At 65.1% G+C, this 23035-nt stretch carries 23 protein-coding genes; 16 read left to right on the top strand and 7 right to left on the bottom strand.

Annotation, left to right across the window (positions count from 1 at the left end):
• Positions 1–11 precede the first annotated feature (11 nt).
• Positions 12–2411, bottom strand: coding sequence for a glycogen/starch/alpha-glucan phosphorylase (locus TabM4_RS12500; RefSeq protein WP_434622063.1), 2400 nt, complete (start codon positions 2409–2411; stop codon positions 12–14).
• Between the two features lie 343 nt (positions 2412–2754).
• Between TabM4_RS12500 and TabM4_RS12505 the strand changes: the two genes are divergently transcribed.
• Entirely contained in the window at positions 2755–3189 is a 435-nt protein-coding gene (locus TabM4_RS12505) for an RrF2 family transcriptional regulator (RefSeq protein WP_434612770.1), read from the top strand.
• An 85-nt stretch (positions 3190–3274) separates the two neighbouring features.
• Here the strand turns inward: TabM4_RS12505 and TabM4_RS12510 are convergent, their stop codons facing one another.
• From TabM4_RS12510 to TabM4_RS12520, 3 genes are read right to left on the bottom strand one after another with little or no spacing between them, the layout of a single operon-like run.
• Complete coding sequence (locus TabM4_RS12510) at positions 3275–4342, bottom strand: dipeptidase (protein ID WP_434612772.1); 1068 nt, start codon at positions 4340–4342, stop codon at positions 3275–3277.
• A gap of 58 nt (positions 4343–4400) precedes the next feature.
• The gene (gene cueR, locus TabM4_RS12515) at positions 4401–4796 is read right to left on the bottom strand and encodes a Cu(I)-responsive transcriptional regulator (RefSeq protein WP_434612774.1); all 396 of its coding nucleotides are present in this window, start codon (positions 4794–4796) and stop codon (positions 4401–4403) included.
• On the bottom strand, positions 4793–7225 hold the full coding sequence (locus tag TabM4_RS12520; protein ID WP_434612776.1) for a heavy metal translocating P-type ATPase: 2433 nt from the start codon (positions 7223–7225) through the stop codon (positions 4793–4795). Before TabM4_RS12520 ends, cueR begins: the two co-directional genes overlap by 4 nt.
• 150 nt (positions 7226–7375) lie before the next feature.
• Between TabM4_RS12520 and TabM4_RS12525 the strand changes: the two genes are divergently transcribed.
• The 3 genes from TabM4_RS12525 to TabM4_RS12535 all read left to right on the top strand — a co-directional run bounded on the left by TabM4_RS12525 (position 7376) and on the right by TabM4_RS12535 (position 8271).
• Positions 7376–7576: a heavy-metal-associated domain-containing protein gene (locus TabM4_RS12525; RefSeq protein WP_434612778.1), complete on the top strand. Its 201-nt coding sequence runs from the start codon at positions 7376–7378 to the stop codon at positions 7574–7576.
• A 153-nt stretch (positions 7577–7729) separates the two neighbouring features.
• Positions 7730–7861, top strand: coding sequence for a hypothetical protein (locus TabM4_RS12530; RefSeq protein WP_434612780.1), 132 nt, complete (start codon positions 7730–7732; stop codon positions 7859–7861).
• A gap of 80 nt (positions 7862–7941) precedes the next feature.
• Positions 7942–8271 (top strand): TfoX/Sxy family protein, encoded by a 330-nt coding sequence (locus TabM4_RS12535; RefSeq protein WP_434612781.1) that lies wholly within the window; start codon positions 7942–7944, stop codon positions 8269–8271.
• A gap of 29 nt (positions 8272–8300) precedes the next feature.
• Here the strand turns inward: TabM4_RS12535 and ndk are convergent, their stop codons facing one another.
• Positions 8301–8723: a nucleoside-diphosphate kinase gene (ndk, locus tag TabM4_RS12540; protein WP_281468269.1), complete on the bottom strand. Its 423-nt coding sequence runs from the start codon at positions 8721–8723 to the stop codon at positions 8301–8303.
• Positions 8724–8940: 217 nt separating this feature from the next.
• Between ndk and TabM4_RS12545 the strand changes: the two genes are divergently transcribed.
• From TabM4_RS12545 to TabM4_RS12560, 4 genes are read left to right on the top strand one after another with little or no spacing between them, the layout of a single operon-like run.
• Entirely contained in the window at positions 8941–10794 is a 1854-nt protein-coding gene (locus tag TabM4_RS12545) for an ABC-F family ATP-binding cassette domain-containing protein (RefSeq protein ID WP_434612783.1), read from the top strand.
• Positions 10795–10798: 4 nt separating this feature from the next.
• Positions 10799–11257 carry a DUF2267 domain-containing protein gene (locus tag TabM4_RS12550; RefSeq protein ID WP_434612785.1) on the top strand — a complete coding sequence of 153 codons (459 nt, stop codon included), beginning with the start codon at positions 10799–10801 and terminating at the stop codon, positions 11255–11257.
• 60 nt (positions 11258–11317) lie between these two features.
• On the top strand, positions 11318–11935 hold the full coding sequence (locus tag TabM4_RS12555; RefSeq protein WP_434612786.1) for a MarC family protein: 618 nt from the start codon (positions 11318–11320) through the stop codon (positions 11933–11935).
• A gap of 56 nt (positions 11936–11991) precedes the next feature.
• Entirely contained in the window at positions 11992–12567 is a 576-nt protein-coding gene (locus TabM4_RS12560; protein WP_434612788.1) for a retropepsin-like aspartic protease family protein, read from the top strand.
• A gap of 12 nt (positions 12568–12579) precedes the next feature.
• Here the strand turns inward: TabM4_RS12560 and TabM4_RS12565 are convergent, their stop codons facing one another.
• Both TabM4_RS12565 and TabM4_RS12570 read right to left on the bottom strand, forming a co-directional pair.
• Positions 12580–13038, bottom strand: a complete 459-nt coding sequence (locus TabM4_RS12565; RefSeq protein ID WP_434612790.1) for a DNA polymerase III subunit chi — start codon at positions 13036–13038, stop codon at positions 12580–12582.
• Between the two features lie 236 nt (positions 13039–13274).
• Entirely contained in the window at positions 13275–14882 is a 1608-nt protein-coding gene (locus TabM4_RS12570) for a hypothetical protein (protein WP_434612792.1), read from the bottom strand.
• Positions 14883–15063: 181 nt separating this feature from the next.
• Between TabM4_RS12570 and TabM4_RS12575 the strand changes: the two genes are divergently transcribed.
• From TabM4_RS12575 to TabM4_RS12610, 8 genes are read left to right on the top strand one after another with little or no spacing between them, the layout of a single operon-like run.
• Positions 15064–15369, top strand: coding sequence for a hypothetical protein (locus tag TabM4_RS12575; protein WP_434612794.1), 306 nt, complete (start codon positions 15064–15066; stop codon positions 15367–15369).
• Positions 15341–15706: a response regulator gene (locus tag TabM4_RS12580; RefSeq protein ID WP_434612796.1), complete on the top strand. Its 366-nt coding sequence runs from the start codon at positions 15341–15343 to the stop codon at positions 15704–15706. The genes TabM4_RS12575 and TabM4_RS12580 overlap by 29 nt, the downstream gene beginning before the upstream one ends.
• 2 nt (positions 15707–15708) lie before the next feature.
• Positions 15709–17700: a chemotaxis protein CheA gene (locus TabM4_RS12585; RefSeq protein ID WP_434612798.1), complete on the top strand. Its 1992-nt coding sequence runs from the start codon at positions 15709–15711 to the stop codon at positions 17698–17700.
• A gap of 12 nt (positions 17701–17712) precedes the next feature.
• Entirely contained in the window at positions 17713–18201 is a 489-nt protein-coding gene (locus TabM4_RS12590) for a chemotaxis protein CheW (protein ID WP_434612800.1), read from the top strand.
• A 12-nt stretch (positions 18202–18213) separates the two neighbouring features.
• Positions 18214–20436 carry a HAMP domain-containing methyl-accepting chemotaxis protein gene (locus TabM4_RS12595; protein WP_434612802.1) on the top strand — a complete coding sequence of 741 codons (2223 nt, stop codon included), beginning with the start codon at positions 18214–18216 and terminating at the stop codon, positions 20434–20436.
• A 60-nt stretch (positions 20437–20496) separates the two neighbouring features.
• Positions 20497–21018 (top strand): chemotaxis protein CheW, encoded by a 522-nt coding sequence (locus TabM4_RS12600; protein ID WP_434612804.1) that lies wholly within the window; start codon positions 20497–20499, stop codon positions 21016–21018.
• Positions 21018–21887 carry a CheR family methyltransferase gene (locus TabM4_RS12605; RefSeq protein WP_434612806.1) on the top strand — a complete coding sequence of 290 codons (870 nt, stop codon included), beginning with the start codon at positions 21018–21020 and terminating at the stop codon, positions 21885–21887. Before TabM4_RS12600 ends, TabM4_RS12605 begins: the two co-directional genes overlap by 1 nt.
• Positions 21887–22978, top strand: a complete 1092-nt coding sequence (locus tag TabM4_RS12610) for a protein-glutamate methylesterase/protein-glutamine glutaminase (protein ID WP_434612808.1) — start codon at positions 21887–21889, stop codon at positions 22976–22978. The genes TabM4_RS12605 and TabM4_RS12610 overlap by 1 nt, the downstream gene beginning before the upstream one ends.
• Positions 22979–23035: the final 57 nt, after the last annotated feature.

Here is a 23035-nt window from a genome sequence, read left to right on the forward strand (position 1 = left end):
CCCAAGCCCCGTCACAGGGCCGAGGTGACCCCCCATATGTCATTCATGTAGCTGCGGATCGTGCGATCCGACGAAAAGAACCCGCTGCGCGCCGTGTTCATTGCGGCCATGGTCTGCCAGCGGTCGCGATCCTTGTAGGCGCGGTCCACCTGCGCCTGCGCGGCGTGATAGGCGTCGAAATCGGAGGCCACGAGGAAATAGTCATGGTGCCAGACCCGATGCACCAGCCCATGGTAGCGGTCGGTGTCATCGGGGCTGAACCGACCTTCCGCGATCATCTGCAGCACGTCCTGCAGGGGCTGGCTCGCCTCGATGGCCTTGCGGGCATGTTCCGGGTCCTCGCGACGGCGCATCACCTCTTCTGCCGTCAGACCGAAAAGGAAGAAGTTCTCGGCCCCCACCTCTTCGAGGATTTCCACATTGGCCCCGTCCAGCGTGCCGATGGTGGGCGCGCCGTTCATCATGAATTTCATGTTGCCAGTGCCGGAGGCCTCTTTCCCGGCGGTCGAAATCTGTTCCGACAGGTCGGCGGCGGGGATCAGACGTTCGGCCATGCTGACATTGTAATTCGCCGGATAGACGATCTTCAGCAGGTCGCCCGTGACGGGGTCGTTGTTCACCACCTGCGCAACGTCATTGATCAGATGGATGATCTCTTTCGCCACCGCATAGCCCGGCGCGGACTTGCCGCCGAAGATCTTGACCCGCGGCACCCAGTCGCCCTTGGGGTTCGACCGGATCTGGTGCCAATGCGCGATGGTTTCGAGGATGTTCAGAAGCTGGCGCTTGTATTCATGGATGCGCTTGATCTGCACGTCGAAGAGCGCGTCGGGGTTGACCTTCACGCCGCATTCGGCGGCGATCCAATCCGACAGCGCGGCCTTGTTCGCGCGCTTGGCCGCCCCGAAGGCGTCGCGGAAGGCGCGGCCCTTCACATGCGGCTCCAGCCCCTTCAGGCGGTCAAGATCATCCTCCCAGCCGTCGCCGATCGTGTCGGTGATCAACTTCGACAGCGGACGGTTCGCCATCTTCAGCCAGCGGCGCGGGGTCACCCCGTTCGTCTGGTTGATGATCCGCCCCGGATGCAGCCGTTCCAGTTCGGGGAAGAGGTTCTTCTTCACGAGGTCGGAATGCAGCGCCGAGACGCCGTTCACCTTGTGCGCCATGATGAAGGCGAGTTCCCCCATCCGCACCTCATGGTGCTTCACGATCCCCACGTAATGCGGGCGGCTGGGATAGGTCCTGCGGTGCCATGAATCGATCCGCTCCACGATCTGCATGTGGCGCGGCAGCACATTGCCGAAGGTGAAGGTCGCCCAGCGCTCCAGCGCCTCGGGCAACAGGGTGTGGTTGGTATAGCCAAGGCAACCCCGCGCCGTTTCCAGCGCGTCGTCAAAGCCCATGCCGTGGTCGTCCATCAACAGGCGGATCAGTTCCGGCCCTGCGATGGCGGGATGGGTGTCGTTCATCTGGATCGCCACATGCTTGGGCAGCGATTTCAGGTCGGAATGCCGCGCCATAAAGCGGCGCAGGATGTCCTGCAGCGCGGCCGAGGTCAGGAAGAATTCCTGCTTCAGCCGCAATTCCTTGCCCTGATAGGTGGTGTCATCGGGATAAAGCACGCGGCTCAGCGTCCGCGCCAGCGCCTCGGGCTCTGCCGCCGCCGCATAATCGCCCCGGTTGAACCGGTCCAGATCGAACAGCGTCGTGGGCTTCGCCGCCCAGAGCCGCAGAGTGTTGGCCCATTTGCCCTGCCAGCCGATCACCGGCGTGTCATAGGCCTCGGCCGAGACCGTCTCGCCCGGAACCCAGACCTCGCGCCCGTCGCGGGTTTCGACATGCCCCTTGAAGGGGATCGTATAGGCGCTTTCGGGCCGAGCGAATTCCCACGGATGCGCCTGCGTCAGCCAATCCTCCGGCGTTTCTACCTGCTGGCCACCCTCGAACCGCTGGCGGAACAGGCCATGCTCATAGCGGATGCCATAGCCATAGGCGGGACAGCCCAGCGTCGCCATGCTTTCCATGAAACAGGCGGCAAGGCGGCCCAAGCCCCCATTGCCCAGCGCGGCATCGGGTTCATTTTCCACGATCGCGCGGAAATCCTGCCCGAACCCCGCCATCGCCTCTTCGGCGATATCGCGCAGGCCAAGGTTGATCGTGGCATCCTCCAAGAGGCGCCCGATCAGGAACTCCATCGACAGGTAATAGACGCGCTTCCTGTCCTCGGCCCATGTGCGGCGGGTGGAGGCGAACCACGGTTCCACGATCCGGTCGCGGATCGCAAAGGACAGCGCCATGCGCCAGTCATAGACCGAGGCATTGGGGGCGTCCTTGCCCAGCGTGAAGGTCAGATGCCGCGCGATATCGGCTTGCAGCAGGTTCGGGGTCAGACTCAGGTCGTTCACATGCACCATCCGCTCTTGGCTTTGCCCCACCCTAAGCCCGGCCCGTATGCGGTCAAGCGGACCGCGGAAAGGCCGGTTCATGGGCGGCTTGGCAGCGCGCCTTTCAAACCGCTTTAAATGTTACCGCAAACACAAGCAAGGAATATGTGCGTTCTTTCTGCATTGCAGCAATATCGCATCTCCAAAGCGCTTTGAAATGGCGCGCCGTCTTCCGTCTGGAAACGATCCCTTTGCCGCGGCACCCATCCGAAGGGCGTGCTGCAAATCTGATCTGGATCATGTCGCGCAAGGTCAATCCTGCATAAATCTTTGGCCGCCACGTCCCGAAGGTCAAGCCCGGAGCCAGAAGATGAGACTCACCACCCGCACCAGCCTCGCCATGCGAACCCTGATGTTCTGCGCGGTGAACCCGGATCGAACGGTCCGCAAGCATGAGGTGGCCGAGGCCTGCAACGCATCCGAGAACCATCTCGCGCAGGTGATCCACCTTCTGGCGCAGAAGAAGTTCCTGCGCACCGTGCGGGGCCGGTCCGGGGGCCTGATGCTGGGCCGTCCGGCCGAGAAGATTACCGTGGGCGAGGTCTTCCGCGATTTCGAGGCAGTGCTGCCCTTTGCGGAATGCTTCTCGGGGCGGGAAAATACCTGCCCGCTCGCCTCGGCCTGCCGGTTGCAATGCCTGCTGTCGGATGCGCTGAAGGCGTTCTATGCCGAACTGGACCGCGTGTCGGTGGCCGATCTGGTGGCAGGGAATACCGAATTGAAGGCCCTGCTCAGCGTCGCCTGATCCGGGGGCCACGAATTTTCTGTGAAAATTCCGCCCCTTCCGGGGCGGAACCACGATTTTTCGCAGAAAAATCGCCCCCCTCGGCCTATGCGCCCCATGTCCGGCGCAGCACGGACAGCCAATTCCCCCATGCAAGCTTGGCCAGCAGCGCCTCGTCATAGCCATGCGCCCGCAGGGCATCGATCAGGCGCGGCAGGCCCGCCACGTCGCTGATCCCCTCCGGCACCGTGGCCCCGTCGAAATCCGATCCGAATCCCACGTGATCCTCGCCCAGCCGCCCGATCAGGTGATCCAGATGGCGCAGCACCGCCTCCCAGCCCATCGCCGGGTCCCGCCGACCGTCGGGCCGCAGGAAAACCGTGGCGAAGTTCAGCCCCACCATCCCCCCGCTCTCGCGGATCATGTCCAACTGCCGGTCGGTCAGGTTGCGGCTGGACGGCGTCACCGCATGGGCGTTGGAATGGGTGGCGACCAGCGGCGCATCCGACAGCCGCGCCACGTCGTCGAACCCCTTCTCGTTCAGATGGCTCAGGTCGATCAGGATGCGCAGCGCGTTGCATTCCGCCACCAGCCGCCGCCCCGCCTCGGTCAGCCCCGGCCCCGTATCGGGGCTGCCGGGAAAGGCAAAGGGCACGCCATGGCCAAAGGCCGTGGGCCTGCTCCACACGGGGCCAAGCGACCGCAGCCCCATCGCGTGGAAGGCATGCAGCGCGTCGCAGCTCGGATCGATGGCCTCGGCCCCTTCCATATGCATCACGCCCGCGATGACGCCCGCCGCCCGCGCGGCCTCGATATCTCCCGCCGCGCGGCACAGCCGGAACGCCCCGTCCGAGACGCGCTCCATCCAGATCAGCTGCGCCGCAAGCTCCAGCGCGACCGACTGGCTTTCGCGCAGGGGCAGCGCTTCGGGCAGGTCCAGCGCATAGGGCGGGTTGTCCATCAGCCGTTCGATATCGGGGCCGTCCTCGGTGGCGGGGGACGGGATATAGATCGCGAACATGCCCCCCGCGAAACCGCCCGCCTTCATGCGCGGCAGGTCAAGATGCCCCTTTCCCTGCCCGGTCAGCCAGATCGCCTCGCGCGCCTCGGGCTGCATGAGGATGCGGAAAAGGATGTCGTTATGGCCGTCGAAGACGGGGATCAGTTCGGTCATGGCTGCCCTCCGGGTCGCGGCCAGACTGGCACGCCGCCGCGCGGGCTTGAAGCCCCCTTCAGTGGCAGCATTCCCCCGACAGCCCCTTCAGGATCGGGCAATCCGGCCGGTCATCCCCGGCGCAACTCGCCACCAGATCGCGCAAGGTCGCCTGCATCGCGCGCAGTTCAGCGATCTTCTGTTCCATGTCCGCCAAATGTTTCTCGGCCAAGGCCTTCACATCCCCGCTCGCCCGCTCCCGGTCCTCGTAGAGAGCCAGCAGCTTCCGGCACTCCTCAATGGTGAAGCCAAGCCCCCGCGCCCGACAAAGGAAGGCCAGCTTGTGCAGATCGCTCTCGCGGAACGCCCGATAACCATTCGCCCCCCGCAAAGGCCGGATCAACCCGATCTCCTCGTAATAGCGGATCGTCTTGGCGGGCAGGCCAGACCGTTCGGCCACATCCTTAATGTTCATCCCCGTGCCCCCCTCACCGCCCGCAGGCGCAGCGCGTTGGTCAGGACGAAGACCGACGAAAGCCCCATCGCCGCCGCCGCCAGCATCGGCGAAAGCTGCGGCCCGCCGAAGGGCACCAGCAGCCCCGCCGCCACCGGGATCAGCGCGGCGTTATAACCGAAGGCCCATGTCAGGTTCTGGCGGATGTTGCGCATCGTGGCGCGGCTGATCCGGACCGCATCCACCACCCCCATCGGATCGCCCGACATCAGCACCACATCCCCCGCCTCGATCGCCACATCTGTCCCCGTCCCCATCGCCAGCCCCACTTCCGCCGCCGCCAGCGCGGGCGCGTCGTTGATGCCGTCGCCGACAAAGGCCACGCCGCCCCCCATCGCGCGCACCGCCGCACCCTTCCCGTCGGGCAGCACGCCCGCCCGCACGTCATCCAGCCCCAGCCGCGCAGCGATGGCCCCCGCCGTCACGGCATTGTCCCCCGTCACCATCGCCACCCGCAGGCCCATCCCCCGCAACGCCTCCAGCGCCCCGCGCGCCGAAGGCTTCACCGGATCGGCCACCGCGATAAGCCCCCGCGCCGCCGTCGCATCGCCGACGAAGAGCAGCCCCTTCCCCTCCGCCGCCAACCGCTCCGCCGCCGAAGCCAGTTCGGCAGGCACCTCCGCAAACATCCGCTGCGAGCCCAGCGCCACAACCGCGCCGCCAATCACAGCCCGCGCCCCGTAACCGGGAACCGCCTCGAACCCCTCCGCCACCGGCACCGCGACACCCCGCGCCGCTGCCTCTGCCAGCACCGCCGCCGCCAAGGGATGCTCCGACCCCGCCTCCACCGCCGCCGCCTCGGCCAGCAGGTCCGCGCCAAGAATATCCGTCACCACGGGTTTCCCCGCCGTCAAAGTCCCCGTCTTGTCGAACCCAACGACCCGCACCTCCGACAGCCGTTGCAAGGCCTCGCCCCGCCGGAACAGCACGCCCAGTTCCGCCGCGCGGCCCGTGCCGACAAGGATGGATACGGGCGTCGCCAACCCCATGGCGCAGGGGCAGGCGATGATCAGGACCGACACCCCCGCCACCAGCGCTGCAGCCACCCCCTGCCCCGCGACCAGCCACGCCGCTGCCGCCAGAACCGCAATCCCCATCACCACCGGCACGAACCACAGCGTCACCCGGTCCACCAGCGCCTGCACCGGCAGCTTGGTCCCCTGCGCCTCCTCGACCATCGCCACGATCCGCGCCAGAACCGTCGCCGCCCCCACCTGCCGCACCTCCACGACCAAGGCGCCCGTCCCGTTCACCGTGCCGCCCGTGACCGCATCGCCCGCCTGTTTCGTCACCGGAACAGGCTCCCCGGTCAGCATGGATTCATCCACCGCCGAGGCGCCCGAGGCCACGACCCCATCCACCGCCACCCGCTCCCCGGGGCGGACAAGAACCCGCATCCCCGGAACCAGTGAGGCCACCGGCACCTCCGACCCGTCCTCCAGCCGCGCCACCTTGGGCTGCATCCCCACCAGCCGCGCGATGGCGGCCCCCGCCCGTCCCCGCGCCCGCGCCTCCAACGTGCGGCCCAGCAGGATCAGGAAGACGATGACCGAGGCCGCCTCGAAATAGACCGCCCGCGATCCTTCGGGAACGACCGCCGGGGCAAAGGTCACCACCGTGGAATAGGCCCATGCCGCGCCCGTGCCCACCGCGACCAGCGAATTCATGTCGGGCGCGCCCTGCAGAAGCGCAGGCAGGCCCTTGGCGAAGAAGCGCCGCCCCGGCCCGATCAGGACCAGCGTGACAAGGACGAATTGCGCAAGCCACAGCGTCTGCATGGGGATCACCCCCATCAGCCAGTGGTGGAAGGCGGGGATCATGTGCCCCCCCATCTCGGCAAGGAACACCGGCAGGGTCAGCACCCCGGCAAGGGCCGTGGCGCGGCCAAGCGCGCGCAGCTCCGCCGCCGGATCATGCGGCGCCGCCGCCTCCAGCGGGGCCGCCGCATAGCCCGCCTTCGTCACGGCGGCGGCCAGCGCCTCGAGCGAGGCGCCGCCCTCGAAGACCGTCACCGTCGCGCGCCGCAGGGCAAGGTTGGCCACCGCCTCCTTCACGCCCGGTTGCGCGCGCAGCACCCGCTCCACCCTGCCCGTGCAGGCGGCGCAGGTCATCCCCTCCACTCCCAGCACCACCGTCCCCTCCCGCGCCGGATAGCCGGCCTTGGCCAGCGCCGCCGCCAGCGTGGCAGGTGCCGCAGGGGCGCGATAGGTGACATCCGCCGTCTCGGTCGACAGGTTCACCACTGCCCGCTCCACTCCCGGCTGAGCGGTCAGCACCCGCTCCGCCCGCAGCACGCAGGAGGCGCAGGTCATCCCCTCCAGCCGGAACCGGGCTTGGCGGCTGTCGGCGGATGGTGGGGCGGGCGGGGGGGCAATCGCGGCATCGCTCATCGGAATTCTCCTTCCGCCTTGCCAGATAATCCTTCCAGTCACGGGAAGGTCAACCCCACCCCCTGCGACAGAAACGACCCCATCCCCCCCTTGACCTTCCCGCCGCTGGAAGGCCCATATCCCCAGCGGACACAGCAAAGGACGCCCCCGATGACCACCCTTTCCATCCCCGACATGACCTGCGGCCACTGCAAGGCCTCGGTCGAGGCCGCGCTTGCCGCCCTTGGCGATGCGGGGACCGTCACCGTCGATCTCGCCGCAAAGACCGCCACAACCAGCGGACCGGCCGCGCCCGCCGCGCTGATCAAGGCGCTGGACGAGGTCGGATTCCCCGCAAAAGTGGTCGGTTGACGCGGGACTCAGACCTTTGGCCCTGTTGCATTTGTCGCACTATGTGGATAACTCGTCGTAAATTCGTCATGTCTCTGTCTTGCCGGGGCCGGGTTCCGTGGTCAGATAAGGAAAAGGCGAAGGCCGAAACCTTTTTCGTGTGCGAGCAGACAGATGGCGAAGAAACCCACCCCGACGCAGCAGCAAGGCGGCAGCACCGCCCCGCAGCAGCAGCAGGACCAATCCCAAGGCGCGACCCAGCAGCAGGGTTCCGCCCCGATCTTCCGGGACTGGGCCTCGATCTGACCCAAGACAGACCGAAGGCCTTCCTTTCCAGCGGGGTCAGCCATTAGGCTGGCCCCGTTTTCCGTTTCCGGGGGTCACGCATGGGCACGCCCATCTCTTCCATCCGCAATCTCGGCCCCGCGACCGAGGCCGCCTTCGCCAAGGCGGGCATCCATTCCGCCGAGGAAGTGCAGGCCCTTGGCCCCGACGAAGCCTATCGGCGGCTGATCCAGTCGGGCACCGCGCCGCATTTCATCGGCTATTACGTGCTGGTCATGGGGTTGCAGGGCCGCCCATGGAACGACTGTCAGGGGGAGGAGAAGAAGGCGCTCCGCGCCCGTTTCGACGCGATCAAGGGATCGACCACGCAAAAGGGCCGCTCCGAACTGGAAGCGGCCCTCGATTTCCTTGGCGTCATAGAAAGACGCTAGACGGCCCTCCCTGCAGAAGCCGCGCCCCCTCAGCCGACCAGTTCAAGGCCCGAGAAGAAGAAGGCGATTTCGCGCGCTGCGGATGCCTCGCTGTCCGACCCGTGAACCGAGTTCTCGCCCTTGGACAGCGCGAATTCCTTGCGGATCGTGCCATCGGCGGCGGCGGCCGGATCGGTCGCGCCCATCACTTCGCGGTTCTTGGCAATCGCGCCCTCGCCTTCCAGCACCTGCACGACGACCGGCTCGGAGGCCATGAACGCGCACAGCTCGCCATAGAAGCCGCGCTCCTTGTGTTCGGCATAGAAGGCACCGGCCTGCGCGGGCGTCAGGTGGATGCGCTTGGAGGCGACGACGCGCAGGCCGGCCTCTTCGAATTTGGCAACGATCTTGCCGGTCAGGTTGCGCTTGGTCGCATCGGGCTTGATGATCGACAGGGTGCGTTCGATGGCCATCTGTGGCGTCTCCATATCAGGGGCGCGGCGACAGTCCGCCACGCCGGAATTCATGCGCGGCGCTCCTAGCATGGGCCTTTGCGGAAGGAAAGCCGCCGTTAAGGCAGCGTCCGCTGCGTGCTGACGCTTTGCGGTACAGATTACGGCACCGCGCACGGTACAGGCGGAAAGGCCGCCGTTGACGCGACGCCCCCCTTCGGGCAAGCCCTGTCGCATCATGCTCAAGATCGAAGACATCACCTATTCCGTCGAAGGCCGCCCCCTGTTCGAAGGGGCCTCCGCCACCATTCCGACCGGCCACAAGGTGGGCCTCGTGGGGCGCAACGGCGCGGGAAAGACCACGCTTTTCAGGCTGATACGCGGCGAACTCGCGCTGGAGGGCGGCAGCATCTCGCTGCCCTCGCGCGCCCGGATCGGCGGCGTGGCGCAAGAGGTGCCTTCGTCGGAAACCTCGCTCCTCGACACCGTCCTCGCCGCCGACGAGGAACGCGCGGCCCTGCTCGCCGAATCCCAGACCGCCACAGACCCCACCCGCATCGCCGAAATCCAATCCCGCCTCGCCGACATCGACGCATGGTCCGCCGAGGCGCGGGCCTCCAGCATTCTCAAGGGGTTAGGCTTCGATACCGACCAGCAGCGGATGCCCTGTTCGGCCTTTTCCGGCGGCTGGCGGATGCGCGTGGCGCTGGCGGGCGTGCTGTTCTCGCAGCCCGACCTCCTGCTTCTGGACGAACCGACGAACTATCTCGATCTGGAAGGGGCGCTCTGGCTGGAAAGCTATCTGGCGAAATATCCCCATACCGTGCTGATCATCAGCCATGACCGCGGCCTTCTGAACCGCGCGGTGCAGGGCATCCTGCATCTGGACAACCGCAAACTCACCTATTGGTCAGGACCTTACGACCAATTCGCCCGCCAGATGGCCGAACGCCGCGCCGTCCTTGCCGCCGAGGCGAAGAAGCAGGAGGCGCGGCGCGCGCATCTTCAATCCTTCGTTGACCGTTTCAAGGCAAAAGCCTCGAAGGCCACGCAGGCCCAAAGCCGGGTGAAGATGCTGGAAAAGATGACACCGATCACCGCGCCGGAAGATGCCAAACGGGTGGTCTTCACCTTTCCCGAACCCGAAGAGCTTTCTCCCCCCATCATCAACCTAGAAGGGGCCGCCGTGGGCTATGGCGGGCCGCCCGTGCTGCGCAAACTGTCGCTGCGGATCGATCAGGATGACCGGATCGCCCTCTTGGGCCGGAACGGCGAGGGGAAATCGACGCTGTCGAAACTGCTGGCGGGCAAGTTGCAGGCCTGCGAGGGGCGGGTGCATCGGTCGGGCAAGCTCAGGATCGGCTATTTCGCGCAGCATCAGGTGGACGAGCTGCATGTGGACGAAACGCCCCTGCAGCACCTGCAACGCCTGCGCCCCGATGAGGGGCAGCCCAAGCTGCGGGCGCGTCTGGCGGGGTTCGGCCTGATGGCGGATCAGGCGGAAACCGTGGTGGGCCGCCTGTCGGGCGGGCAGAAGGCGCGGCTGTCGCTGCTGCTGGCCACCATTGACGCGCCGCATCTCCTGATCCTCGACGAACCCACGAACCACCTCGACATCGAAAGCCGCGAGGCGCTGGTGGAGGCGCTGACGGAATATTCGGGCGCGGTGATCCTTGTCAGCCATGACATGCACCTTCTGTCGCTTGTGGCGGATCGGCTCTGGCTGGTGAAAGGAGGGGCGGTGACGCCCTTCACCGAGGATCTGGAAGCCTATCGCCGGATGCTGCTATCAGGCGAGGACGAGGTGAAAAACGCCGCCAAACCCATTGAAAAGACAAAGAAAATAGGCCGAGACGAAATCCTTTCCCTGCGCGCGGAGGTGCGCAAATGCGAAGAGCGGATCGCCAAGCTGGAAGAGATGCACGGCAAGCTTTCGGCCAAGCTGGCGGATCCTGCGCTCTATGACGATGCGAAGATTCACGAATTGGAAAGCTGGAACCGCAAGTTCGCCGAATGCGAAGAGGCGATGACCAAGGCCGAGGCCTTGTGGATAGCGGCGCAAGAGGCGCTGGACGCCGCCGAGGCGGGCTGAGGCCATGCCCATGCCATGGACCTACCGTCAGGCGACGCGGGAATGGCAGGCCTTCCTTTCCGACGCGCAGGAGGCCATCGGAACGCCGACCGACCATTCCACCTTCACCGCCGTCGAAGGCACCCTGCGCGCCTTCCGCCGCCGCCTGACGCCGCAACAGGCCATCGACTTCGCGCAGGTCCTGCCATCGGTCCTGCGGGCGCTTTTCGTGGCGGATTGGGACCTGTCGCTTCCCCCTGCCCCGCCCGGAACCCGCGCCGATTGGACGCGCGAGGCGCAGGCCTTGCGGCGGCATCACAACATCGCGCCCGACGGCGTGGTCGCGGGAACGGCCGTCGCGCTGCGCAAGGCGGTGCTGCGCGAGGATCTGGACCGTGTGCTGTCGCGCCTGCCGCCCTTTGCCGCCGAGTTCTGGTCCACCCCCGGCATCGATCCGGCCAGCCTTGGCCCGCGCATCGTCTGAAGGGCTGGCCAGAGGGGACGGCTGCGCCTAAGCTTGGCGCGGAACCGTGAAAGTGACATCGTGCCGGAAACCGCCTTCCTCATCACCGCCTTCGCCACGCTTTTCGTGGTGATCGACCCGCCGGGGCTGGTGCCTCTCTTCATCGCGCTGACGCAGGGGATGGATGCTCAGCATCGCCGCAGGCTGGCGCTGCGGGCCTGCCTCATCGCGGCGTCGCTCCTGCTGCTGTTCGGCTTGGCGGGCGAGGCGATCCTTGGCTTCGTGGGCATCTCGATGCCCGCTTTCCGGATCGCGGGGGGGATACTCCTGTTCCTGACCGCGCTCGACATGCTGTTCGAACGGCGCACCCAGCGGCGCGAGGGGCAGAAGACCGACCCGGACCATGACCCGTCGGTCTTCCCTTTGGCCACGCCCCTGATCGCCGGGCCGGGCGCGATTGCCACGATGATCCTGCTGGTCGGGCAGGCGCCGGGCTGGCCCGGCACATTCGCCGTGCTGGCGCTGATGGCGGTGGTTCTGGCGGTGACCTTCCTGTTCCTTCTGGCCTCGCCGCCCTTGGAGCGGCTGCTGGGACGGACGGGCACCATCGTCATCACGCGCCTTCTGGGCATGCTCTTGGCCGCACTGTCGGTGCAGTTCGTGATCGACGGGGTGAAGGGGACGGGCCTGATCGGCTGACCCTTCCACCGGACGGCCTCTGCCCCCATATCCCCCGCAAAGGAGAGACGCATCCGATGGACGGAGAGACCACAGGCCGGCTGTTCTATCTTGTCCTGCTGCTGCTGGCGGTGGGCGGCTATGTGATCGTGGAATTCCGCCACCGCATGGGCCAGACCCTGCGCACTGCCGCGGCTTGGGGCCTCATCTTCGTGGGCGTCATGGCGGGATACGGGCTGTGGAACGACCTGAAGACCGATCTCGCCCCGCAACAGATGATCTCGGAGGCCGGAGAGATCGTCATCCCCCGCGCAGAGGACGGGCATTACTACATCACGCTTGCTGTAAACGGCACGGAGGTAGAGTTCATGGCCGATACCGGGGCCACCAACATGGTCCTGTCGCAGGACGATGCCCGTCGGCTTGGGATTGATCTCGACAGCCTTGTCTACCTTGGCCGCGCCCAGACGGCCAACGGGACCGTTGCCACCGCCCGCGTGCTGCTGCCGCAGGTGGAGCTTGGCCCCTATCGCGACACGGATTTCGCGGCATGGGTCAATCAGGGCGAAATGGAGATGTCGCTGCTGGGGATGGAATACCTCTCGCTCTACCGGGTGGAAATCGCGGGCGACCGGATGATCCTGCGGCGATAGGGCGGCAGCGGCCTATCCCTTCTCGGCCTTCTTCTCCCAGCGCCCCGACTCTTCGGACCAGTATTGCGCGGGCAGGCCTGCCTCCGTAAGAGCCTTCCATTTCTGCCGCGCGGCAGAGAGTTGCATGCCATCTCCACCGTCGAACAGAAGCCAGACCCGTTCCAACGGGCGCGCCTCTTCCACCGTCGTTTCGGCACCATCGATGAGGAAGAGCCCCTGCGCCGCGTTCACGGCGGGGCCAAGGCCAAGGAGGATGGGCTGAACCGCATCATGCGGCCCGCCTTCCATGCCATGGGGCAGGAACGGATGCGCCTCGTCCAGCCAGAGCCGCGTGTCCAGACGGTTCAGCGCGTCACGGTCGGTGCCGCGCACCATCACGCGCCATCCCTGCCCCAGCGCGCGCGGCAAGAGCATGGACAGCGTCTCTTCCGGCGCAGACCGCGTGAGGTGGTAGAACATGACGACGCCCATCTTCCCCCTCGCTCAATGCCGGTGCGCCTTGCGCCGGTCCGGTTGATCCATCCGCCCCGACAGGGGTTGCGCCCGGATTGGCCGCCCCGCGGCCATCCGGACGGGACAGCCCCCATTGCGCGTGATAGTGGCCGGTTCCCGGTTCGGCAAGCGCGGCGGGGCCTGCGTCCATCGGATCGCCCGTGCTCCGGCAGCCCTTTGCCGGACCCACTCGCCGGGCGGCCGCATCCGGGCCTTCAGAAAAGGACGCCCGCGAGGGGATCGTCGTCCTGCGCGCCAGTCTTGGCGGCTTCCTCCGGCGGCAAGCCGAAAACGGCCCTGTGCACCTCTCTCTCGGCTTCCATCGTGTAGATCGACATCAGGTCAAGCAGGCTGTCGCTTCCCTCCGGCAGGTGTCTCGGCAGGGTGGCCGCGAAATCCGCCAATTCGGTTGCGGCACCGCGCATCGCGGCCATCCCTTCGTTTGCCGCCTGAATAGCTCCGTCCAGCAGGTCCAGCTTGTTGCGAGCCGCATCCCGCAGACGGCCGATCTCGATGAGGGCCTCACTGGCCATGCGCAACCCGGCATTCGCCTCTTCGACCCTGCGGAAGAACATCAGCCCGCGCTCCACGACAGTGGCGAAGGCCTCCAAATCCTCGCTGCGCGCCAATTTCACAATCACGCCCCGACAGGCATTCGACGCATCTGCACAGGACGCGGCCTGCTGCTGGACCTCCTGCGACAGGACGGCCAGGGCCCGCTCCTTTCCTTGGTCTCGCTTGGAAAGCAGGGAGGCATTGATGGCCGCGAGGCGGATGTTCTCGATCGTGCCGATCATCTGGCCGAACAGCCGCATCGCCTCATCCGCGGTTTCCCTCAGACCCCGGCCTTCCCTGCCCGCCGCCTCGATCTGCGACATTGCCTGGGACGAGATCTCGACCACAGAGACAAGCAATGTCCGGCCCAGTTCCACGGCTTCCTCGGCGCCTTGCGTTCCGGTGGTGCCATGGGAATCGAGTACGCCTGCCGCAGCGCGAAGCACCCGTCCGATGCAGTCAAGGCTCGTGCCGATTGCCGTTGCCTGCTCCTGCATGGCCTCGCGCAGGGCGATGATCTGCGCGCCTGCCAGAACCCTGCCTTCATGCCCTTCCTGCGGAAGGATCATCCGGATGTGCCCCATGCGTTGTGAGGCGGCGTCGGAGAATTGCATCGCCCTTACCAGCGCCCCGGTCTCTTGCGCGTTGATCTGCGGGAGTTGCGCCGCGACCGTCCCCGTCGCCATCAGCAGATCGTCGAATCGGCCGTTTGCGCGGGCGCGCCTGTCCGAACAGTCCTCCAGCGTCCGAACGATGCTGCCAACGGAAGTTTGCGACATGGCGAACAGCCTCGCGGCGCGTCTTCTGCCGTTCAGCACGGCGGAAACCGCCACGTCCAGCGACGCCGAGTCAGCGGCCAGCACGGAGTTCAGGTCGCGCAGATCGCCGACATAGCTTTCAAAGCCGGTTGCATTCATGGAATTGGCGGTGACGAGTGTAAGCTGGGCAACCGCGTCGATGATCCGGGACTGTTGAAAAATGTCTGCAATCAGTCCGCTTGTCGTCTTGCCCGCCTCCATCGTCTCCTTCGACGAGGCGACAGCGGATGCTGCGGACAGCGCCGCCGCAAGGTCCGCCGCCGCGGCCTGAACCTCGCCGAAGGCTTTGGAATTCGCCCGCTGGTTCTGAAGGACCGCGTCGAGATCCTCCACAAGTGTACAGAGCGCACCCAGACCATCCCGCACGTCATTCATGAGAGCGGAGACCTGCCCGAATGCCCGGTCGGTAGAGGCAGTCAGAGAGTCGATCAGGGAGAAGGAGTCCAACATGCGCGAGGCCGCCCGGTCTTCGTTTGCTGGGGCGAGCCTACCGCCGAACGCGTTTACAAAGCGTGACCGACAGCGTGGCCCTGCACCGTCCGGATCGTCCGGCAAAGGCCTGAGGCATTAGGGGATCGGCAAGACTCTCGCGTTACAAACGGAAGGACGCGACAGCAGGACAGGCCCGCAGATGACCCCCGCAACGCCGATAGACGACCGAATCGACCTGCCGTCCAACTGCGACGCGGCAATGGCCATCGAACAGGCGGCCGCCCTCAGGATGGCCCTTGCCACGGCGAGACGCGATCACCCCCTGACGGTGGACATCACGGCGGGCAGACCCACCGCCTTTGCGACCCAGCTGCTCATCGCCACCGCAAAGACCCCGCATGCCGCCGGTTCCGCCGTTCGGTTCGGGGACAATGCACGCCGCATACTCCTGCAAGCCAATTTCAGCGAGGACGAGGATGTCAGGAACAATCCTATCCGTGGATGACAGCAAGTCGATCCGCGACATGATCGAGTTCACCCTCAGGCCGCTGGGTTACCGGGTGATCGGTGCCGAAGATGGCTCTGTCGGCCTTGGAAAGTTCGATAGCGAACCCGTGAACCTCGTCATCACCGACCTGAACATGCCCGTCATGAACGGGATCGACTTCATCCGCGCGCTGCGCAAGACGCCGCGTGGTGCCGGGGTGCCGGTGATCATGCTGACCACCGAAACAAAGCCGGAACTGAAGGAGGCAGGCAGGGCAGCAGGTGCCACGGGTTGGATCAACAAACCCTTCGACAGCTCCATGCTCGTCGCGGTGGTCAAGAAGTTGGCGGGCTGACGATGACCGGTTTGCCCTCCCCGACCGAGACCTTCATCGAGGAAGCCCAGGAACAGATCGAGGGATTGGAGGGCCAGCTCCTTGATCTCGAAAAGGTCGCCTCACCCGAAACGATCGATGCAGTCTTCCGGGCCCTCCATACGATCAAGGGATCGGGGAGCATGTTCGGCTTCGTCGAACTTGCTGCCTTCACCCATCATTTCGAGGATGCCTTCGATCGCGTCCGGGACGGGCTTGTCGTCATTGGCCCTGATCTGATCAATCTCTCCCTCCGCGCCCGCGACCACATGCAGGCCCTTCTGGCAGAAGGGTTGAATGGCGGCGCCAAGGCCCTGTCCGAAAGCCCCGAGGCAAGGCATCTGCTGGAGGAATTGGCGCGCCTCGTCGAAAGGGAAGGGACAACGGTGCCAAGGCCAGCCGCCAACCAAGGCGCGGCCACGCAGGATGCAGGCCGGGCACGACGCTGGCACATTCACTTCAAGCCCAACCCAGTGTCGCTGCGCAACGGCATGCGGCCCGATCTGCTGCTCGCCGAACTGGAGGAACTGGGTCGACTTGTCACGCTGAACATCGACGCCTCGGACCTGCCCCCTCTCGATGCCCTCGATCCCCTGACCAGCTATCTCGGCTGGAACGTGGTTCTCGATACCTCCGAAACACGCAGCGCCATCGATGCGGTGTTCATCTTCGCGGATTCGGCCGATCTGACAATCACCGAACAACCACCGCCGCACGAAACACCGCTTGCGCGACAAGGACCTTCGGCAACGGAACCGGGCCCGAAGGTCGATGTCCCGGCAAAGTCAACACGGCAGCCTGCACCGTCGGACGAGACAATCCGTGTCGCTTCGGGGCGCCTGGATGCCATCGTCGATCAGTTAGGAGAGTTGGTGATCGCGCAGGCAAGGCTGGAGAGCCTGTCGAAAACCATCGGCAACGGTGAACTGGATACGCTGGCCGAAGAGATGGGCAGGCTGGTCGCCAGCCTTCGGGATGCAACGCTCGGCATCCGGATGCTGCCCATCGAGACGGTGTTCGGAAAATTCCGCCGGGTCGTCAGGGACCTGTCCGCCGATCTTGGCAAGGACGTCCTCCTCGTCACCGATGGGGGCGAGACAGAAATCGACAAGAACGTCATCGATCGCCTGACCGAGCCTCTGGTCCATCTGATCCGGAACTCGGTCGATCACGGGATCGAGCCGACCGACCAACGCCTCGCAGCCGGGAAATCAAGGCACGGCACCGTTTCCCTCGTGGCCCAGCGCGAAAGTGGCGAGGTGGCCATCGTGATTTCGGATGACGGCGGCGGACTGAATCTGGAGGCGATCCGCAGGAAGGCCATCGCAAGGGGCCTTTTGCAGGAAGATGCCGATGTCCCGGATGCGCAGCTTGGAAACCTGATCTTCGCACCGGGTTTTTCGACGTCGGAGACGGTATCCAAGGTCTCGGGACGGGGCGTGGGCATGGATGCGGTCAAGACCGCGATTGAAGCCCTGCGGGGCAAGGTGGAAGTCGTCTCCAACAGGGGCGAGGGGACAAGGATCACCCTCAAGCTGCCTGTTTCGATGTCGATCATCGACGGTCTTCTGGTCCGCATAGGCAGCGATATCTACGTGCTGCCCCTTTCGGCGATCGAGGAATGCGTCGACATCGCAACCTTAGACTGCAGCCATGACAGCGGCAGGACGATGGTCCGCATCCACGACCATCTCGTTCCCTGGCTGGACCTCGCGGAGGTCTTCCACGGCCATGGCAGCGGCGAATCCGACCGCCGCATGGTCATCGTTCGCGCGGACGGCCTTCGGCTGGGGATCATCGTCGACGAAATCATCGGGCAGCACCAAACGGTCATCAAGCCCTTCTCTCCCTATCACCGTACCGTCGAGGGGCTTTCGGGAGCGACAATCCTTCCCGATGGCGCGGTGGCCCTGATCATTGACGTCGCGTCACTCGTCCGCGGCGGGCTTGCGTCATCAAGGAAAGCGGCGGCCTGAGGGGAAGTTCCGATGCAAGCCAGTGAAACCAGCCACGACGCGAACCCGCAATCGCTACTCACCTTCGGCATCGCGGGGGAGTGCTTCGCCATCCCTGTCGCACTTATCCACGAGGTCATCGATCCCCTGCCAGTCACCCCTGTGCCAAACGCGGCGGAACATGCACCCGGCCTGATCAATGTCAGGGGGATCGTGACACCGGTGCTGGACATCAGGCGCAAGTTGCGGATGCCGCAGCGATCACAGCAGTCAGACGGCGGTCGATTGATCGTGCTGGAACTGCCGGTCGAGGAGGTCGTCACGCGCGTGGCCCTTGCCGCCGACACGGTCATCGGTGTTGTCGATGCTGACGGCCTGACCCTCGATGCCGTTCCCGAACTCGGGGCGAGATGGCCCAAGGCCTATGTGCGCGGCGTCGCCCAGTTGGACGACCGGTTGGTCGTCCTTCTCAACACCGAAACGTTGTTCTCTCCGGATGAGAACGCAACCCAGACTTCCTGACGGAGTGGAGTAATGCGTATAACCTTGAAGGCCAGACTGATCGCCGCGTTCATGATCATCCTTCTGATCCTTGGCGCATTGTCGTGGATCGCGATCCGAAACCTATCGAATGCCAACCTGACGTTGAACGACATCATCGATCAGGAGGCCGAGATGGTGCGCCTGTCAGGTGAGATACGGGCCGGCTATTATCAGGTCGAACTTGCCGTGAACGAACTGATCCTTTCCCCCGACCCGGAGGTCATGAAGGCTGCCGAAGAACGGATCCTTGCCGCCCGGCAGTCGAACCCGGCCCTGCTGCAGGCCCTTAATGAGGTTGCCACCGGGAATGACAAGGTCCTTGTCGAGGAAATCCTCGCCATACGAAGCGGTTTGACGACCGAAACCGACAAGGCCATCGAGCTGGGCAAGGCCTCGACGACCGAACAGGCGATGACACTCAGCCTGGGCGAGATGAGGATGGCGGCCGAGGCAGTCTTCGCCTCGCTGGAACGACTGGAGGCCGCGCCGCGGGAAACCCAGTTTCAGGGCCCGAATGCACAGACGGAGGTACTCTCCCTGATTGCCGAAATCCGCGACGACGTGAATGCCATCCTGCTTGCCCAGAAGAACGCAATCATGGTGGACGACGAGGCTGTCGTCGCCGAACAGGTTGCCGTCGGTCACGCGCGGCAAGCGGAAATGCAGAACCATATGGCGGCTTTGCTTCGCGCGCTGGGCACGGCTGTGCCGGAGGAGCGGACGGAACTAGGGACCGCGGCAGACCGGTTCATGACCGTTTCCGAACGCGTTCTGGACCTCGCCGGTCAGAACAGCCGTGCGCGTGCGCTGACCCAGATGAATGGCGCCGTCTTGCCCATCCTGAACAGCATCCATGAACGGGTGTCGAAACTCGTCGCGAACAGCGAAACCTCCATGTCGACCGCAAGAACCGAGGCGGAGGTTGCATATGAATCGGCGAAGAACAGGCTGGTCGGTCTCGCAGCAGTCGCGGCACTCCTTGCCATCGCTGCTGCCACATGGATCGCCATTTCGCTGAGTCGGGGCCTTGCGAGAGCCGTAAGCGTTGCAAAGTCAGTGGCCGACGGAGACCTCACCGTCGACACCTCGGCGAAGTCCCGGGACGAGATCGGAGATTTGATGACTGCGATGGGGGACATGAACGGCTCTCTCAGGACGATGACGGACGTGGCGGTACGCATTTCTCAAGGTGATCTTTCGGTGGAAACCAAGCGTCGCTCTGAGGTCGACGCGCTGGGGATTGCCTTCGAGGAGATGCTGCGAAAGCTGCGCGAGGTGGTTTCGCAGGCCTCGGTTAACGCCACTGGCGTTGCCGAGGGGGCCCAAGCCATGAGCGCAACCGCAGAACAGCTCAGTCAGGGCGCGACAGAACAGGCGGCGGCCGCCGAGAATGCCTCTTCGGCCATGGAGGAAATGACCGCAAACATCCGGCAATCGGCGGACAATGCCTCTCAGACCGAAAAGATCGCGCGACAGGCCGCACGCGAGGCGGAGGAAAGCGGGAAGGCCGTGGATGACGCTGTTCGCGCGATGAAGACCATCGCCGAGAAGATCAACATCATCCAGGAAATCGCCCGCCAAACTGACCTTCTTGCCCTGAACGCCGCCGTCGAGGCGGCAAGGGCAGGCCAGCACGGGAAGGGGTTTGCGGTGGTAGCGTCCGAGGTGCGCAAACTCGCCGAACGCAGCCAGCAGGCGGCGGCCGAGATCATCCAACTTTCCGGAAGCACTCTGGAAGTAAGCCAGAAAGCGGGTGAGATGCTGGCAGCACTGGTGCCCGCGATCCAGAAGACTTCGGATCTCGTCCAGGAGATAAGCGCTGCGACAGCAGAACAGACGACTGGCGCAGAGCAGATAAACGGCGCGATCCGCGAGCTCGACTCGGTGATCCAGCAGAACGCAGCCGCAGCGACGGAGGCAGCCTCGCTCTCTGATGGGCTGGCAACGCAGTCGGATCAGTTGCGCGGGGTCATCTCCTTCTTCAAGTTGGATGCCCGCCAGAGCGAGCTTGCCGCCAATGGGACGTCGGCGCGCCCTGCCGCCTCGGCAATGCCGACGGGGGTCAGGGAGAAACCCGCGATCCGGATTTCGCAGCCCGCACCGCTGCGCGGCAAAGGGACGGCGGTGCAGACTGCCACCAACGGCCATGTGAACGGTATCCGGCTCGATCTGGGCGACGAGAAACTGACCGACGCGGATTTCGTCCGGTACTGACATCTGGAAGCCAGCGGCCGTGGCGGTTGCTGGCTTTGCAATGAAGATCGGAGTCTAGAAATGGTACAGACCTCACCTGCCCGCGCTTTTGAGGCAGATCCATCTGCCAGGCTGACACAGGAAGACCCCGATACCTTCCTGACATTCAGCATCGGCAGGCAATGCTTTGCCGTTTCCGTGGCACCAGTTCGGGAAATCCTGGACGAACAGCCCTTCACGCCGCTGCCCGATAGCTCTTCCGAGGTGGTGGGGCTGATCGACGCGAGGGGCGAGGGTGTCGCCGTCTACGACATCTCGCATCGGTTGGGCGTGATGCCGGAATTGGAGAGGGGCAGACGGATCATCCTGATGGAAAGCAAGGGGAACGACACTCGGCCCATCGGAATAATCGCAGACTCCGTGCTGAGCGTGGTGGAGTTGACGCAGGACGAGATCGAGGCCCCGCCGGGCGGCCGGAAGGAGGGGGGCGGAAGCGCGCTCGTCAAGGGCGTCGCGCGTATCGCTGGCGGGCTTGTGCTTGTCCTCGACCATCGTCATGTGATCGGGGAAGAGGCGGACGATCTGTTCGACTTCGCAAGCTGATGCAAGCCGCCCCTTTCGCAACCGGTGCGCGACTATCCGGCGTTCAGGCGGCCTTCATCTGCAAGCTTGCGCGGGAAAGGGGGGGCCTTTCGATTGCCCCGGAGAAGATTGCCTTCCTTGAACAGCGGCTGAACCGCAGGCTAAGGGCAACAGGGATCGGTGACTTCGGAGCCTATATCCACAGCCTTCAGGACAACCGCACGCGCGCAGATCGGGAGATCGGTGCCCTGGTCGAGGCACTGACGACGCATACGACCTCCTTTTTCCGTGAGCCTTCGCAGTTCGGATGGCTGGACTTAGCCGGTTTGCCCGCGCTGGCGGCGCTGGGATGCGGGATCGAAAGGCCCCTTTCGGTCTGGAGCGCTGCCTGTTCGACGGGCGCGGAGGCTTGGACCGCGGCAATGGTTCTTGACCGGTTTTCCGCGCGACAGACACGGCCGATCCGATGGAACGTGATCGGAACCGATATCTCGGCCCCCGTCGTGGAGAGGGCAAGGCGTGCAGTCTATGCCGAAGCCGAGATCGCGGGCTTGCCGGAAGACTTCAGGAAGGCCTACCTGTTGCGGTCGAGGAAGGTGGAAGGGAAGGCCCCGCTGTTCCGCATCGCGCCCGAGATTCGCAAACGGGCAGTCTTTCATCAGATCAATCTTGTCGAGCAGGGCCAGCTACCGGACGGTTGGGTAGATGTGGCCTTCCTGAGAAATGTCCTGATCTATTTCGACGCCGCAGGGCGCCGCGATGCCATTCGGAACGTCCTGTCGCGCCTGCGCACGGACGGGTTCCTGCTGACCGGACATTCCGAAAGCCTGAACCCGGTGCCGCCCGATCTGCTGCAGGTGGGCCCCTCCATCTACCGAAAGCTGCGTTGATGCCCAAGAACGGAAAGACAATCCGGGTCCTGATCGTGGATGACAGTGCCTCGGTCCGCCGCGTGATGACGGATGTCCTGTCCTCCGATCCCGAGATCGAGGTGGTGGGGGCCGCTTCCGACCCCTTCATCGCCGCCCGGCATCTTCAGGACATCGTGCCCGATGTCATCACGCTGGATGTAGAGATGCCGCGTATGGACGGGATCACCTTCCTGCGAAAGTTGATGACGCAGCATCCGATCCCCGTCGTGGTCTGCTCTTCGCTGGTCAGCGACAAGAGTGAAACCATGATCCGTGCGCTGGAGGCGGGCGCCGTCGAGATCATCTGCAAGCCGGAAATCGGGACGAGCCAGTTCCTGCAGGACAGCCATGAGCGCATCCGAATGGCGGTCAAGGCAGCCGCGCAGGCGAAACCGGGAAAGGCCCGGAAGGCAGCGGGTACGGAACCCAAGCTTTCTGCCGATGAAATGTTGCCCCCGCCGCGGGCGAATGCGCCGATGGCACGCACCACAGAGCGGATCATCGCGGTTGCCGCCTCCACCGGCGGGACGGAGGCGTTGAGGCACCTGCTCTGTGCGATGCCGGAGGACTGCCCCCCGATCGTGGTCGTCCAGCACATGCCCGAAACCTTCACGGCGGCCTTTGCCCGCCGCATCGACAGCCTTGCGCGGATTTCCGTCCGCGAAGCCCAGAATGGCGACCGCCTTCTGCGCGGGCACGCCCTGATCGCACCGGGCAACCGGCATACGGTCGTCGTGCGGTCAGGTGCTGTCTACCGGGTGGAGGTGCGCGACGGGCCGCTGGTTTCGCGCCATCGCCCCTCGGCGGATGTGTTGTTCAGGTCCGTGGCGCGCTCCGCGGGGAGGAACGCCGTCGGCCTGATCATGACCGGCATGGGGGATGACGGCGCAATGGGCCTGCGAGAAATGCGAGACGCAGGGGCACGCACCCTTGGGCAGGATGAGGCGTCCTGTGTCGTCTACGGGATGCCGAAGGAGGCATTCCTCGCCGGGGCCGTGGAGGAAGAATTGCCTCTTGACCGTTTGCCTGCGGCAGTTCTCAGGCTCGCCTCCGGTTCGGCCAAGCCATGAGATCCGTCGTTTCCAGCAAGACGCCTTGGCCCGACACCGCCTCCGCCCGACGGGGTT

The sequence above is a fragment of the Tabrizicola sp. M-4 genome (assembly GCF_051132405.1).
GTDB lineage: Bacteria > Pseudomonadota > Alphaproteobacteria > Rhodobacterales > Rhodobacteraceae > Paragemmobacter.

Coding starts and splice junctions, on each gene's coding strand:
- TabM4_RS12505 (WP_434612770.1), top strand. CDS start 2,755: ATGAGACTCACCACCCGCACCAGCCTCGCCATGCGAACCCTGATGTTC.
- TabM4_RS12510 (WP_434612772.1), bottom strand. CDS start 4,342: ATGACCGAACTGATCCCCGTCTTCGACGGCCATAACGACATCCTTTTC.
- cueR (WP_434612774.1), bottom strand. CDS start 4,796: ATGAACATTAAGGATGTGGCCGAACGGTCTGGCCTGCCCGCCAAGACG.
- TabM4_RS12520 (WP_434612776.1), bottom strand. CDS start 7,225: ATGAGCGATGCCGCGATTGCCCCCCCGCCCGCCCCACCATCCGCCGAC.
- TabM4_RS12525 (WP_434612778.1), top strand. CDS start 7,376: ATGACCACCCTTTCCATCCCCGACATGACCTGCGGCCACTGCAAGGCC.
- TabM4_RS12530 (WP_434612780.1), top strand. CDS start 7,730: ATGGCGAAGAAACCCACCCCGACGCAGCAGCAAGGCGGCAGCACCGCC.
- TabM4_RS12535 (WP_434612781.1), top strand. CDS start 7,942: ATGGGCACGCCCATCTCTTCCATCCGCAATCTCGGCCCCGCGACCGAG.
- ndk (WP_281468269.1), bottom strand. CDS start 8,723: ATGGCCATCGAACGCACCCTGTCGATCATCAAGCCCGATGCGACCAAG.
- TabM4_RS12545 (WP_434612783.1), top strand. CDS start 8,941: ATGCTCAAGATCGAAGACATCACCTATTCCGTCGAAGGCCGCCCCCTG.
- TabM4_RS12550 (WP_434612785.1), top strand. CDS start 10,799: ATGCCCATGCCATGGACCTACCGTCAGGCGACGCGGGAATGGCAGGCC.
- TabM4_RS12560 (WP_434612788.1), top strand. CDS start 11,992: ATGGACGGAGAGACCACAGGCCGGCTGTTCTATCTTGTCCTGCTGCTG.
- TabM4_RS12565 (WP_434612790.1), bottom strand. CDS start 13,038: ATGGGCGTCGTCATGTTCTACCACCTCACGCGGTCTGCGCCGGAAGAG.
- TabM4_RS12570 (WP_434612792.1), bottom strand. CDS start 14,882: ATGTTGGACTCCTTCTCCCTGATCGACTCTCTGACTGCCTCTACCGAC.
- TabM4_RS12575 (WP_434612794.1), top strand. CDS start 15,064: ATGACCCCCGCAACGCCGATAGACGACCGAATCGACCTGCCGTCCAAC.
- TabM4_RS12580 (WP_434612796.1), top strand. CDS start 15,341: ATGTCAGGAACAATCCTATCCGTGGATGACAGCAAGTCGATCCGCGAC.
- TabM4_RS12585 (WP_434612798.1), top strand. CDS start 15,709: ATGACCGGTTTGCCCTCCCCGACCGAGACCTTCATCGAGGAAGCCCAG.
- TabM4_RS12590 (WP_434612800.1), top strand. CDS start 17,713: ATGCAAGCCAGTGAAACCAGCCACGACGCGAACCCGCAATCGCTACTC.
- TabM4_RS12595 (WP_434612802.1), top strand. CDS start 18,214: ATGCGTATAACCTTGAAGGCCAGACTGATCGCCGCGTTCATGATCATC.
- TabM4_RS12600 (WP_434612804.1), top strand. CDS start 20,497: ATGGTACAGACCTCACCTGCCCGCGCTTTTGAGGCAGATCCATCTGCC.
- TabM4_RS12605 (WP_434612806.1), top strand. CDS start 21,018: ATGCAAGCCGCCCCTTTCGCAACCGGTGCGCGACTATCCGGCGTTCAG.
- TabM4_RS12610 (WP_434612808.1), top strand. CDS start 21,887: ATGCCCAAGAACGGAAAGACAATCCGGGTCCTGATCGTGGATGACAGT.